The organism is Streptomyces sp. NPDC048650 (assembly GCF_043199095.1).
Classification (GTDB): domain Bacteria; phylum Actinomycetota; class Actinomycetes; order Streptomycetales; family Streptomycetaceae; genus Streptomyces.
On sequence record NZ_JBICVM010000009.1, the window covers coordinates 242512 to 255551 of the forward strand.

At 70.5% G+C, this 13040-nt stretch carries 11 protein-coding genes; 3 read left to right on the forward strand and 8 right to left on the reverse strand.

Translation table 11 applies throughout. From position 1 onward, the window contains the following. Nucleotides 1-103 precede the first annotated feature (103 nt). Entirely contained in the window at nucleotides 104-1252 is a 1149-nt protein-coding gene (locus tag ACGFML_RS25700; RefSeq protein WP_393547433.1) for an esterase-like activity of phytase family protein, read from the forward strand. Between the two features lie 226 nt (nucleotides 1253-1478). On the opposite strand, the gene ACGFML_RS25705 is transcribed toward ACGFML_RS25700, so the two are convergent. Next, nucleotides 1479-1628, reverse strand: coding sequence for a hypothetical protein (locus ACGFML_RS25705; protein ID WP_393547435.1), 150 nt, complete (start codon nucleotides 1626-1628; stop codon nucleotides 1479-1481). A gap of 395 nt (nucleotides 1629-2023) precedes the next feature. Between ACGFML_RS25705 and ACGFML_RS25710 the strand changes: the two genes are divergently transcribed. After that, the gene (locus ACGFML_RS25710) at nucleotides 2024-2962 is read left to right on the forward strand and encodes a RimK family alpha-L-glutamate ligase (protein WP_393547437.1); all 939 of its coding nucleotides are present in this window, start codon (nucleotides 2024-2026) and stop codon (nucleotides 2960-2962) included. 167 nt (nucleotides 2963-3129) lie between these two features. Here the strand turns inward: ACGFML_RS25710 and ACGFML_RS25715 are convergent, their stop codons facing one another. The 7 genes from ACGFML_RS25715 to ACGFML_RS25745 all read right to left on the reverse strand — a co-directional run bounded on the left by ACGFML_RS25715 (nucleotide 3130) and on the right by ACGFML_RS25745 (nucleotide 12463). Beyond that, nucleotides 3130-3777, reverse strand: coding sequence for a lactate utilization protein C (locus tag ACGFML_RS25715; protein ID WP_393547439.1), 648 nt, complete (start codon nucleotides 3775-3777; stop codon nucleotides 3130-3132). Then, on the reverse strand, nucleotides 3774-5249 hold the full coding sequence (locus tag ACGFML_RS25720; RefSeq protein ID WP_393547440.1) for a lactate utilization protein B: 1476 nt from the start codon (nucleotides 5247-5249) through the stop codon (nucleotides 3774-3776). The genes ACGFML_RS25715 and ACGFML_RS25720 overlap by 4 nt, the downstream gene beginning before the upstream one ends. Further along, nucleotides 5246-6013 (reverse strand): (Fe-S)-binding protein, encoded by a 768-nt coding sequence (locus ACGFML_RS25725; protein ID WP_393547442.1) that lies wholly within the window; start codon nucleotides 6011-6013, stop codon nucleotides 5246-5248. Before ACGFML_RS25725 ends, ACGFML_RS25720 begins: the two co-directional genes overlap by 4 nt. Continuing rightward, nucleotides 6004-7470 (reverse strand): rhamnulokinase family protein, encoded by a 1467-nt coding sequence (locus tag ACGFML_RS25730; protein ID WP_393547539.1) that lies wholly within the window; start codon nucleotides 7468-7470, stop codon nucleotides 6004-6006. The genes ACGFML_RS25725 and ACGFML_RS25730 overlap by 10 nt, the downstream gene beginning before the upstream one ends. A 240-nt stretch (nucleotides 7471-7710) precedes the next feature. Beyond that, on the reverse strand, nucleotides 7711-9750 hold the full coding sequence (locus tag ACGFML_RS25735; RefSeq protein WP_393547444.1) for a bifunctional aldolase/short-chain dehydrogenase: 2040 nt from the start codon (nucleotides 9748-9750) through the stop codon (nucleotides 7711-7713). 129 nt (nucleotides 9751-9879) lie between these two features. Further along, complete coding sequence (gene rhaI / locus ACGFML_RS25740) at nucleotides 9880-11079, reverse strand: L-rhamnose isomerase (protein ID WP_393547446.1); 1200 nt, start codon at nucleotides 11077-11079, stop codon at nucleotides 9880-9882. Nucleotides 11080-11170: 91 nt separating this feature from the next. Then, the gene (locus ACGFML_RS25745) at nucleotides 11171-12463 is read right to left on the reverse strand and encodes an MFS transporter (protein WP_393547448.1); all 1293 of its coding nucleotides are present in this window, start codon (nucleotides 12461-12463) and stop codon (nucleotides 11171-11173) included. 235 nt (nucleotides 12464-12698) lie between these two features. Between ACGFML_RS25745 and ACGFML_RS25750 the strand changes: the two genes are divergently transcribed. Further along, complete coding sequence (locus tag ACGFML_RS25750) at nucleotides 12699-13037, forward strand: L-rhamnose mutarotase (RefSeq protein WP_393547450.1); 339 nt, start codon at nucleotides 12699-12701, stop codon at nucleotides 13035-13037. Nucleotides 13038-13040: the final 3 nt, after the last annotated feature.

Consider the following 13040-nt stretch of genomic DNA (forward strand, 5'->3'; position numbering starts at 1 on the left):
TCAGGCCAAAATGCCCTCCCACCCCGCGGGAGGGCCCGATCACACGGATGGGTGACTGCGCTCGGTGCGTACGCGGGGCCAGGATCGCCTTATGAAACCCTCCTTGATCCGCCGCGCATGTGTGGCGGCCCTGGTGCTGGCGACGACGATGGCCCCCGCGGTGGCGGCCCAACCGGACGACAACGCCGCCCGGTCCGACATCGGGGCGCGGGCTCGGTTGCTGGGTGAGAAGATCGTTCCGCACAAACTCTCCTTTCAGAACACGACTGTTGGCGGGCTGTCCGGCATCGACCGGGATCCGTGCACGGGCGACTACGTCATGATCAGCGACGACCGCTCGGTCCTGCAGCCCGCCCGTTTCTACACCGCCAGGATCAAGGTGGACGGCGGCGGGGTGCACTCCGTCGACTTCACCGGCACCCACCCGTTCCTGCAGCCGGACGGCTCGGTCTACCCACCGGCGAGCGCCGGCGACGGCAAAGCCGTGGACCCGGAAGAGCTGAGAGTGGACCCGTGGGACTGCCGGTACTGGTGGGCACAGGAGGGCGACCGGCCGAAGTCGTCGAGTGACCCGGTGATCCAGCCGTCGATCCAGTTCGCCGCCCGCTCCGGTGCCTACCGTGGCCAACTGCCCCTGCCGTCCCACTACGAGGTCGGCATGGGCGATCGGGGCCCGCGGCGGAACAAGGCGGTGGAAGCGATCACGTTCGGAGCCAGGGGCGGCGTGCTCACCAGCGCTGTCGAGGGCCCGCTGCTCCAGGACGGCCCGGAGCCCAACCTGGAACACGGCGCTTTGATCCGCGTCACCCAGCAGAGCCGGCAGGGCCACGTGCTCGGGCAGTTCGCCTACCCGCTCGAGAAGATCTTTGCCGAGCCCGACCCGTCCAGCCCGTGGCCCCCGGACACCGGCGTGCCCGCGATCCTCGCCTTCCCCGGGGACCCCGGGCGCTACCTCGTACTCGAACGTACCTGGGTGGCAGGCGCGGGTTTCAAGATCCGCATCTACGACGCCACCACCCGCGGCGCGACCGAGGTGCAGCAGATGGACTCCCTGGTCGGGCAGAGGGTCGTACCGATGCACAAGAAACTGGTCGCGGACTTCCACGACTTGGGCCTGTCCACGGTCGACAACACCGAGGGCATGACCTGGGGTCCGACCCTGCCGGGCGGCGAACGAACCCTGCTCCTGATCAGCGACGACAACTTCGCCGAGGACGAGGTCACCCAGGTGGTCGCACTCGGCATCCGCTGAGAAGCCAGTAACGGCAACTCTCCACGACAACTGACCCGAACGGGCTGTGGCTTCGCTCCACAGCCCGTTCGGCCCGTTCGGCCCGTTCGGCCCGTGCGCCGCGGAGACCACGTATGGCTCTCAGGCGGTGACATGTGGGAGGCACCCGGACCCGTCCGGGCGGTCATCTCCTTTGCGGGACAGCCTGGACCTGTGCGCTACCCGGGCCGCCGTCGACGGGCTCCCGTCAGGCGAGATCAGGCAGGGCCAGCCCGTTCTGCCAGGAGATGTCCCGTCCGATGTAGCGGGGCCGTGCGAAGGGCCAAGCATCCGAGATCCACTGGGGGACGAGTGCGTCCGGAGCGTGCTGCAGGTCGGTGCCGACCTGGCCGTCCACCACCCACCATGAGATTTCGGCGTCGGCCCCGACCTTCGCGGGGGGGGGGCGATGTAGACGCAGAACGAAATCAGCAGGAAGCCAGGTCATGGGCTGGAGGCTGGCCGCAGGTCCACCGGACCGCAGTCGAATTCCTCTCGTCGGCACGGCACGACCGCATGGGGAGATTGCGGTGGAGTACCGACAGCCACCGCCGGGTTCGCGGTCGGCTGCTGTGGGTTGTCGTGGTGGGTTGTCGTGGTGGGTGAGGCGCGTGTGGAGAGCGTTCACACGAGGGCGCCAGTCGTCGTCCGTGGCTCGTGGGACGGCCCGCTGACGCGCCACGGCAAGGAGCCCGGATGGCCTGCCACCCGGCGGGATAGATTTCTGCCGTCCTGATGCCGAGGCGGGAAAGGATGGGTATGGCGAGCGCGGCGTTACTGCCACCCGTCGATGTGTGGTTGCTCGTGCGCGAGCGCCCGGCTCCGCTGCAAGGCGCGACCCGCGAGCTGGCCGACGCCCTCGCGGCGCTCCACGGGCCGCGGTTCGCCGTCTGGCACACCGATGAGTTCGTCTTCGGCTTCCACGAAGGGAGGTTGATCCTGCGGACTCTGGGCGGCGCGGATGTTCCCGCCCCGAAGGTGGTGTGCGTACGTCAGATTCCCGGCTCGATGCGCCACGACCGCGAGGTCACCCTCTTGCGGCATCTGGAGCGCATGGGGGCCACGCTCCTCAACCCGTTGGACGCGCAGCTCGTGTGCCGGAACAAGATCTGGCAGTTCCAGGAACTGGCTCTGGCCGGACTGCCGGTGCCCCACACACTCTCGTACGCGACGGCCCCCTTGGAAGGTGTCGTACGCACGCCCCGACTCGACACGCCGTGTGTGGTCAAAACGGTCAGCGGCTTCAAGGGCGAGCAGGTGTTCCTCGCCCCCGACACGCAACTGCTGCACGGTGTGGCGGGTGCCCTGGCGCAGGAGACACCGCATCTCTTCCAGGAATACGTGCCCCACTCGCACGGCCGGGACCTGCGCCTGATCGTGGTCGACGGCGAACCCGTGGCCGCCGCGGTGCGTACCTCCCGCAACGGCGGCCTCACCTCGAACATCGCACAGGGCGGCGCCGCTGCCCTGTGCCTGGGCCGCTATCCGGAGGCGGAGGATCTGGCGGTACGGGCCGCCCGGGCCGTGGGACTCGCCATCTCCGGGGTGGACCTCCTGTTCGCCTCCGAGGACACGTTCACCGTCTGCGAGGTCAACGCCGTCCCCGGCTGGCGCCCGCAGATGACGGCGGTGACTCCGGCCATCACCGACTGCATCGGCCGCCGCCTCACCGCGTGGACGCGCGCGGAGTGAGGACCTGGCCGATCACTGATCTTGTGGTGGATTGTGGTGGGTCATGGTGCGTCGACGGGTGCGGCGCGGCAGGATGACGCCCCTGCTGCCGGGTGTCGACGGGCGTGGGTGCCGTGCTTGACGGCATGGGTGACGTCCAGTGGCACGTGGCCACCGGGGTCCCACCTTCAGCCCCCGAGGAGGACCACCTCAAGGGTGCGCGGCCCGTGCACGCCCTCCACCCGGTCGAGTTCGATATCGCTCGTCGCGGAGGGGCCGGAGATCCAGGTCTGCGGGCTGGTCGCGTCGAGCCGCTCCAGGCCCTCGACCACCGAACCGACGACCTGGTCCGCCGTCCGCACCACGCAGATGTGGTGGTCGGGAACGAGCGTGATCCGGCGCCGCCCCTGGCCGGGCCCCGCGTCGAGCACGATCGTGCCGCTTTCGGCGATGGCCACCGCACACCCCGTCACCACGCTGTGCACGGCGTCCAGTTCCTGTGTGGAGGACGCCCGGTCATCGCGGAGGATCTCCGCGGCGATGTCCGCCGTCCACGCGGTGGGCAGTCCGTCGGGTACGAGGACGCGCTCGGTGCCACGCGCCGTGAGCAGCCCGGCGACCAGTGCGGGCAGCGCCCGCTCGTCGCGGCAGCGGTGTACGAGCGCACGGTAGTCGGCCAGGTTCTCCGCGAGCAGATCGACCGTCTGCGCGGAGGTCCGGCTCCCGTGCACCCGCAGGTAGTCACGGGGCACGGCGACGTCCTGCGGCCGCTCGCTCCCCGGTACGTCGCGCAGGGCGCGGCGTACCCGTCCCAACACCGTCTCCCGGCTGCTCACTTCGGGTCTCCTTCCGGGCGGGTACGGCGCCACCAGTCGCGGAAGGACTCGGCGGGAACGGCGGGTATGTCGCGGGTGTCCGTCCAGGCACGGCCGGGGCCGGGGAGCCGCTTCGGGTGGAGGCGGCGGGTGCGGGCCGCGAGGCGCTGCCCGGTGGCGAGAGCCGCCGGACGGTCCAGGGCCCAGCGGGCGGCACGCATGGCCGCGCGTTCGGCGGCGTGGCCCTTGGCGGGCTTGAGGGTCCGCCGCTCGCCGCGGATCGTCGCCTCGCCACCCTGCACGACGCGTTCGCGGAGGTGGACGAGGACCTCGGGAATGTCGATGGCGACCGGGCACACCTCGTAGCAGGCGCCGCACAGCGAGGACGCGTAGGGCAGCGAGGCGTCGAGTTCGGTGGCCGTACCCCGCAGCTGCGGGGTGAGGATGGCGCCGATCGGGCCGGGATACGCGGAGCCGTACGCGTGGCCGCCCGCCCGTTCGTACACCGGGCACACATTGAGGCAGGCCGAGCAGCGGATGCAGCGCAGCGCCTGGCGGCCGACCTCGTCGGCGAGGGTGTCGGTGCGGCCGTTGTCGAGGAGGACGAGATGGAAGGTCCGCGGGCCGTCGTCGTCCGTCGTACCGGTCCAGGTGGAGGTGTACGGGTTCATCCGCTCCGCGGTGGACGACCGCGGCAACGTCTGAAGGAAGACCTCCAGGTCCTGCCAGGTCGGCACCAGCTTCTCGATGCCGACGACGGAGATCAGGGTCTCCGGCAGGGTCAGGCACATCCGGCCGTTGCCCTCGGACTCGACGACAACGAGGGTGCCGGTCTCGGCGACCACGAAGTTCGCACCCGAGATGCCCACCTCGGCGCGCAGGAACTTCTCCCGCAGATGCAGCCTGGCGGCCTCGGCCAGGGCGCGGGGGGCGTCGGTGAGGCCGTCCGGAGCCGCCCGTCCCCACTGCTTCATCTCGCGTCGGAAGATGTCCCGGATCTCGGTGCGGTTGCGGTGGATGGCCGGGACGAGGAGGTGCGAGGGGAGGTCGTCGCCGAGCTGGACGATCAGTTCGGCGAGGTCCGTTTCGTACGCGAGGATGCCGGCATCCTCCAGTGCCTGGTTGAGACCGATCTCCTGCGTGGCCATGGACTTGACCTTGACGACCTCGCTCTCACCCGTCATCCGTACCAGCTCGGTGACGATGTGGTGGGCCTCGTCCGCGTCGGCCGCCCAGTGGACATGACCACCGGCCGCCGTCACGGCCGCCTCGGCCTGTTCGAGGTAGTGGTCGAGATGGCGCAGGGTGCGGTTCTTGATCGCGGCGCCCGCGTCCCGTAGCTGCGCCCAGTCGTCCAGCTCCGCAACCGCCGTGGCCCGCTTGTCGCGGATGGTGTGGGTCGCATGCCGCAGATTGCCGCGCAGCGACGCGTCCTGCGTCGATTCCGCCGCTGCCTTCGGGAAGGCGGGCATGCCGAGGTAGGTGCCGCTCATCGGGTGGCCATTCGGTAGGGGGAGTCTTTGGTGGCGGCGAGAATCTCCGCGATGTGGACCGGCCGGACAGGGGAGCCGCGCCGTGCGAGTGTGCCGCCGATGTGCAGCAGACAGGAATTGTCGACCGTGCAGACCGCCGAGGCCCCCGTCTCCTCGATGTGGCCTGCCTTGTCCGCGCCCATCGCGGCGGAGACCGCGGCGTTCTTGACGGCGAAGGTGCCGCCGAAGCCACAGCACTCCTCGGCGCCCGTCAACTCCCGCAGTTCCAGGCCCGTGACCTGCGACAACAGCGCCAGCGGACGCCTGCCGAGGCCGAGCATGCGCAGCCCGTGGCAGGTGGGGTGATAGGTGACGGTGTGCGGGAAGTACGCGCCGACGTCCGTCACACCGAGGACGTCCACCAGGAACTCGGTCAGTTCGTACGTCTTGGGGACGGCGCTCGCCGCCGCGGAAGCCAGCTCCGCTCCCCGTCCCTCGGCCCGTGCCTTCGCCCCGATGCGCGGATAGTTGTCGCGGACCATGGCGGCGCACGAACCGGACGGGGTGACCACGTAGTCGTACTTCTCGAACGCCGCCGCATGGCGCCGCACCAGCGGCTCGGTCTCACGTCGGTATCCCGTGTTGAACTGGGGCTGACCGCAGCAGGTCTGGGTGGCGGGGAAGTCGACCTGCACGCCGAGCCGTTCGAGAAGGGTGACGACGGCCCGCCCGGTTCCGGGATACAGCGTGTCGTTCACACACGTCACGAAGAGTGCTACGCGCATGCTGCCTCCTCCGCTGTCCCGTGGGGCTGCGGGGTGTGCGAGATCCGGGCTACGGCCCGGTCCCAGGCGGCGCGTCCGTCGGCGGGTGCGAATCGCCGCAGCGGCACGGCACTGCGCAACAGGGCGCGCAGGTCGGCGAGTTCACCGTGGACGGTGCCTGCGGCGCGGGCCTGGACGAGTACGTTGCCCAGGGCGGCCGCCTCGGTGGGGCCCGCGACGACCGGCAGACCGCAGGCATCCGCGGTGAGTTGGCACAGCAGCGCGTTGTGTGCGCCGCCACCCACGATGTGGACGGTGTCCACGTCCCGGCCCGACAGGCGCCGGGCATCCTCGATGGCTCGACGGTGGGCGAGCGCCAGCGAGTCGAGGACACAGCGGGTGACCTCGGCCGGCGTGTCGGGGACGGGCTGCCCCGTACGGCGGCAGGCGTCGGCGATGCGCTGCGGCATGCGTCCGGGCGCGAGGAACTCCGGGTCTCCCGCGTCGACGACGCAGCGGAGCAGCGGCTCGCGGGCCGCCCGGTCGATGAGGGCGGAGAGTTCCTGCGGACGGCCCTCGGCCTGCCAGTCGCGCAGGCACTCCTGGAGCAGCCACAGACCCATGACGTTGCGCAGATAGCGGACGGTGCCGTCGACGCCCAGCTCGTTGGTGAAGTTCGCCCGACGGCTCTCCTCCGTGAGCACCGGCGCGTCCAGTTCGAGCCCCGCCAGGGACCAGGTGCCGGTGGCGATGTAGGCGAACCGCCCGTTTCGGGCAGGGACCGCCACCACCGCGGAGGCGGTGTCGTGGGAGCCGACCGCGGTCACGGGCACCGGCCCCGCGAGTGCGGTCTGCGCGAGGGCGTCGGGAAGCAGCTGCCCGGCCGGATCGCCCGGCCGACGCAGGGGCGCGAACAGGTCGAGGTCGATGCCGAGCGGCGCGGCGACGGACCGGGCCCAGTCGCCGGTCCGGGGATCGATCAGCTGCGTGGTGGAGGCGTTGGTGAGCTCGGTCCCGGCTTCGCCGGTCAGCCAGTACGAGAGGAGATCGGGGATCATCAGCAGCCGGTGCGCGGCCGCGAGTGCGGGGGAGCCCTGTGCCGCGGTGAGCTGGTAGATCGTGTTGAACGGCAGGTGCTGGAGGCCGGTCGTGGCGTAGAGCTCCCGGGGCGACAGCACCGCGGCGACCCTCTCCGCCGCGCCCTCGGTGCGGGAGTCGCGGTAGTGCACCGGGGTTTCGAGCAGCGTGCCCGCCGCGTCGAGGAGCCCGTAGTCCACCGCCCAGGTGTCGATACCGACGCTCGCCGGCGCCCGGCCCGCGCTGCGGCCGGCGGCGCGCAGCCCGTCCAGCACCCCCCGGTGGAGCGTATGAATGTCCCAGTGCAGGGTGCCGGCCTTTCGCACCGGGTGGTTGGGGAAGCGGTGGACCTCCTGCAGACGGAGCGTGCCGCCGTCCCGGTCGGACGCGTGCCCGACCATGACGCGGCCGCTGGACGCGCCGAGGTCGACGGCGGCAAAGGGGAGGGGTTCGGTGGGTGGCACGTCGGACCTCGTGGATCGGAGGGTGGGGGAGCGGTACGGCCGGTACGGCCCGGGACCGTCGGGCTCCGCTTTCTGATGCTTGGTGGTTCGGTGCGGGTGCGTCGCGGCGGGTGATGCGGGGAGGAGGCCGGTCCGGCGCGGCCCGTGCCGGCCCCCCCCGGCCCGTCGTCCCCCGCCTCAGCGCAGGAACGCCGCCGCGACGCCCGCGTCCACCGGAATGTGCAGACCCGTCGTGTGGCTGAGGTCCCCGCCGGTGAGCGCGAACACCGCATTGGCCACATGCTCGGGCAGCACTTCCCGCTTGAGCAGCGTCCGCTGGGCGTAGAACTCGCCGAGCTTCTCCTCCTCCACCCCGTAGACGGCGGCCCGTTCCGCGCCCCAGCCCCCGGCGAAGATGCCGGAACCGCGGACGACACCGTCGGGATTGACGCCGTTGACCCGGATACCGGACGGGCCCAACTCGGCTGCCAACAGCCGCACTTGGTGCGCCTGGTCGGCCTTCGTGGCGGAGTACGCGATGTTGTTCGGCCCGGCGAACACGGCGTTCTTGGACGCGACGTAGACGATGTCGCCGCCGAAGCCCTGCTCCGCCATCACACGGGCGGCCTCCCGGGACACGAGGAAGGAACCGCGGGCCATGATGTCGTGCTGGAGGTCCCAGTCCCCGGCCGTCGTCTCCAGCAGCGGCTTGGAGATCGAGATGCCGGCGTTGTTCACCACCAGGTCGACCCCGCCGAACGCCAGGACGGCCGCCGCGAACGCCGCGGCGATCTGCTCCTCCGACGTCACATCCACCGTGACCGCGACCGCCCTGTCCGGCCCGCCCAACTGTTCGGCCACCGCGGCGGCGTGGTCGCCGTTCAGGTCCGCCACCACCACACACGCGCCCTCCACCACGAGGCGGTGAGCGATCGCCCGGCCGATGCCGCTGCCCGCGCCCGTGACCAGGGCGACGCGGGCCGCCAGAGCCCGGGGCTTCGGCATGCGCCGCAGCTTGGCCTCCTCCAGCGCCCAGTACTCGATGCGGAACTTCTCCGACTCCTCGATCGGCGCGTACGACGACACCGCCTCGGCGCCGCGCATCACGTTGATCGCGTTGAGGTAGAACTCGCCCGCGACCCGGGCCGTCTGCTTGTCCTTGCCGAAGCTGAACATGCCGACACCGGGGATGAGCACGATCGCCGGGTCGGCGCCGCGCATCGTCGGCGAGTTCGCGTCGGCGTGCCGCGCGTAGTAGGCGGCGTACTCCTCGCGGTACTCGGCGTGCAGCTCCTTGAGGCGGGCGGCCACGGCGTCCAGTGGCGCGGAGGGCGGGAGGTCCAGGACCAGCGGCCGGACCTTCGTCCGGAGGAAGTGGTCGGGGCAGGAGGTGCCGAGCGCGGCGAGGCGCGGGTGTTCGGCGGACGCCAGGAAGTCGAGGACGGCCCCGGAGTCGTCGAAGTGTCCGACCTGGGGGCGGTCCTGCGAGGCGATACCCCTGATCAGCGGGGCCAGGGCGGCGGCGCGCTCCCTGCGCTCGGCCGCGCCGAGCCCCGCGTATCCCTCGATCACGGGACCGAAGGGCGCCACCTTCCCGTGCTCGGCGAGGAACGCCTCCGCGGTGCGGATGATGTGCAGCGAGCGCTGCTCGCACTCCTCGGCGGTGGCACCCCACGCCGTGATGCCGTGCCCGCCCAGGATGCAGCCGATCGCCTGCGGGTTGGCCTCCTTCACGGCCGCGATGTCGAGGCCGAGCCGGAAGCCCGGACGCCGCCACGGCACCCACACCACGCTGTCGCCGAAGCATGCGGCGGTCAGCTTCTCGCCGTCCGCGGCGCAGGCCAGGGCGATCCCCGAGTCGGGGTGCAGATGGTCCACGTGTGCCGCGTCCACGAGGCCGTGCATCGCCGTGTCGATGGACGGCTCCGCGCCGCCCTTGCCGTGCAGACAGAAGTCGAACGCGGCGACCATCTCGTCCTCACGTTCCACACCCGGGTACACGTCCTTCAGCGCGCGCAGCCGGTCGAGGCGCAGGACGGCGAGCCCGTCGGCGGTGAGGGTACCCAGGTCGCCGCCCGAGCCCTTGACCCACATCAGCTCGACATCGCCGCCGGTCACCGGGTCGGCCGCGGTGCCCTTCGCCGACGTGTTGCCGCCCGCGTAGTTGGTGTTGCGCGGATCGGCGCCGAGGCGTTGCGAGCGGGCCAGCAGGGCGGCGGCTTCGGGATGGGGTGCCATGGTGTTCTCAGTCCTTCACAAGAAGTGGGTACGACACGTGCCCCAGAGGGGCACGGGGAACTGCGCGATCAGCCCGGTACCGGCCGCGGCCTGTTGCCGGGCTGCCCGGCCTGATCCGAGGGAGAGGCCCTACGCCCCCCAGCCGGCCTGCTGTCCGCCGATGCGCTCGGCGGCGATGCGCTCCGCCCAGCCGGAGGCGTGGTAGGCGGCGACGGGATCGGCGTTCAGACCCAGCTCCTCACGCACCTCGGCCAACAGCGGCCGCACGTCCGTGTGGTACGCGTCCATGAGCACCGCGTTCGCGGCGAGGACGTCGCCTCCGCGCTGGGCGGCCGACAGGGCCTCTCCGTCGACGAGGAGCACCTTGGCCGTGGCCTCCTGCACGTTCATCACCGAGCGGATGATCGCCGGGATCTTGGCCTCGATGTTGTGGCACTGGTCGAGCATGAACGCGATGCCGGACTCCGCGTCCAGGCCGCCGCCGCGCCGCACCTCGTACATGATGCGGAAGAGCTGGAAGGGGTCGGCCGCGCCGGCCATCAGGTCGTCGTCCGCGTAGAAGCGCGAGTTGAAGTCGAACGCGCCGAGCTTCCCCTCCCGCAGCAGGAACGCGACGATGAACTCGATGTTGGTGCCCGGTGCGTGGTGCCCGGTGTCCACACACACCTGCGCCTTCTCGCCGAGCTTGAGGCAGTGCGCGTACGACGTGCCCCAGTCCGGCACGTCGGTCGCGTAGAAGGCGGGCTCGAAGAACTTGTACTCCAGCACCATCCGCTGGTCGTCGCCGAGCCGCTCGTACACCGTCTGCAGTGCCTCGGCGAGCCGGTCCTGACGGGCCCGGATGTCGTCCTGGCCGGGGTAGTTGGTGCCGTCGGAGAACCACAGCTTCAGGTCGCGCGACCCGGTGGCGTCCATGATGTCGACGCACTCCAGGAGGTGGCCGACGGCCTTGCGCCGCACCGCCGGGTCCGGGTTGGTGACGCTGCCGAGCTTGTAGTCGTCGTCCTGGAAGACGTTGGAGTTGATCGTGCCCACGGTGACGCCGAGCTGGGTGGCGTACTCGGCGAGTGCCTCGTATCCGCCGGGGCCTCCCTCGACCCGGTCCCACGGGATGTGCAGCGCCACGGTCGGCGCGGCGCCGGTGAACTCGTGGACCTTCGCCGCGTCGTCGAGCTTCTCCTGCGGAGTGCGGGGGACGCCGGCCTGGGCGAACACCTTGAAACGTGTTCCCGAGTTTCCGTACGCCCAGGACGGCGTCTCGATCGCCTGGCGCTTCAGCACCGCCTTCGCAGCCGCTGTCCGCTCCTCGTGTGCTGTGGACCCGGTCATGTCTCTCCTGTGAACGATCATTATGAAACGATTCAATACTGGACGCCAAACGGCGCGTGAGGCGTGTGTCAACGGCACTGGACGGCCCGGCTCAGACCGCGGCCCGCTCGGCTTCGAGCTGGTCGAGGGGCTTTCCGGTGGTGTTCGGCATGAACAGGCCGATCACGCCGCAGACGAGCAGGCAGCCGGTGAGGAAGGCGGCGACCGTGGTGATGCCCGTACTGGCGAGGGTCGGCACGAAGAAGGACCAGATGCCGAGGAAGACGCGGGCGACGCCGAACGAGATGCCCTGGGCGGTGCCGCGCAGCATCGTGGGGAAGAGCTCCTGGCTGACGGTCTTGTAGAAGCCCTCGCCCGCCATGGTCTGGCCGATTCCCCAGAGGATGACGTTGAAGACGATCGTCGAGAGGGTGAACGGCAGCACCAGGAAGAGCCCGTACGCGGCGATCTGCATCAGGGACCCGGCGATCCACATGGCCCTGCGGTACCTGTGGCCCCGGTCCGACAGCCGCATGAAGATGGCGATCGTGCCCACGATGGCGAGCGCGAAGCCGGCGCAGGACAGCAGCACGCTGGTGGCCTGGGTGCCCGCGCCGAGGGTCTTGACCATGTACGGAGTGAAGATGCCGTTCGTGCCGGCGGCGAGGTTCCAGAACAGATAGATGCCGCCCGTGTAGAGCAGGGCCCGCAGGTTCGGACCGCTGAGCAGGTCGCGGACCTTCACCTTGGCGGCGCGGCCGGATTGCGCCGCGGACTTCCATACGGCGGACTCCGCCATGCCCCGGCGCAGCGCGTAGGTGACGAGCGCGACCACGAACAGATGGAGGAAGACGAGGCGGATGCCGAGCAGGCCGAGCCCGGACACCGCCCAGGCCATGAGCAGCACGACGACCGGGCCGAGATTCCAGGTGACCTGGGTCAGACCCATGAGCTTGCCGCGCGCCCGCGCCGGTGAGAACTCACCGACCAGGGCGAGCGAGGTGGGGACGTCGGCGCCGACCGCGAGCCCGACGAGGAAGGTGCCGATGAACAGCATGACCGGGTTGACCGCGAACGCGACGAGGAGGATGGCGGCGGCATAGACCAGCAGGTCGTACTGGTAGATCCGCTTACGCCCCAGCTTGTCGCCGAGCCGGCCGCCGACGAAGGCCCCGATCGCGGCGCCGAGGGCGTTCGGCCCGATGGCGGTGAGGGTGCCGACGGCGTTGCTGGACAGGCCCATCCTGTCCTGGAACAGGGAGAGGCCCGAGCCGAGCGCGACGATCGAGCCGGCGTCGAGATAGGAGGCCATTCCGGCCAGCGCGGTCCACTTCCACTGCTGCTTGGTCACGGCGCCGCTGTCGGGGGCGTCCGCAGTGGCCTTCACGGTCTGCACGGGCGTCACACGGGACTCCTTCGTCTTGGTTGAAACGACTCAAAACTGACCCACGGGTGGAGGGTCGGTCAAGATGTCTGGCGGTAATTCTTCGCTCGCGATGCCACGTCTCCGGTGCCGGAAAACATGGGTATTGATGGCATTCAAGGGGATTTCGTACAGAGTTGACGAACGCTGCGGGCCGCGCGAAACTCCACTGCATCCCATCTTGAATGCATTCAATTCTTCCGTGGAGGAGAACCCCTTGGAACGTGTCTGTTTCCTGCTGAGGGTCCGCCGGGACCGCATCCAGGAGTACCGCACGCGGCATGCGCACGTATGGCCGGAGATGCTCGATGCGCTCTCCGCGGCCGGGTGGCGCAACTACTCGCTCTTCCTGCGCGAAGACGGCCTCCTGGTCGGCTACTTGGAGACCGAGGACTTCGCCGCCGCACAGGCGGCCATGGCGGCCACCGACGTCGACGCGCGCTGGCAGGCCGAGATGGCGGGCTTCTTCGAAGAGCTCGACGGGCGCGGCCCCGATGAGGGGATGAGGCCGCTCACCGAGGTGTTCCACCTGGCCGGGCCCTCGCCCAGGCGGTGACCC

Bases quoted from the DNA above. Each gene is read 5' to 3' on its own strand.
- ACGFML_RS25710 (WP_393547437.1), top strand. From the start codon at position 2,024: ATGGGTATGGCGAGCGCGGCGTTACTGCCACCCGTCGATGTGTGGTTG.
- ACGFML_RS25720 (WP_393547440.1), bottom strand. From the start codon at position 5,249: ATGAGCGGCACCTACCTCGGCATGCCCGCCTTCCCGAAGGCAGCGGCG.
- ACGFML_RS25725 (WP_393547442.1), bottom strand. From the start codon at position 6,013: ATGCGCGTAGCACTCTTCGTGACGTGTGTGAACGACACGCTGTATCCC.
- ACGFML_RS25730 (WP_393547539.1), bottom strand. From the start codon at position 7,470: ATGGTCGGGCACGCGTCCGACCGGGACGGCGGCACGCTCCGTCTGCAG.
- ACGFML_RS25735 (WP_393547444.1), bottom strand. From the start codon at position 9,750: ATGGCACCCCATCCCGAAGCCGCCGCCCTGCTGGCCCGCTCGCAACGC.
- rhaI (WP_393547446.1), bottom strand. From the start codon at position 11,079: ATGACCGGGTCCACAGCACACGAGGAGCGGACAGCGGCTGCGAAGGCG.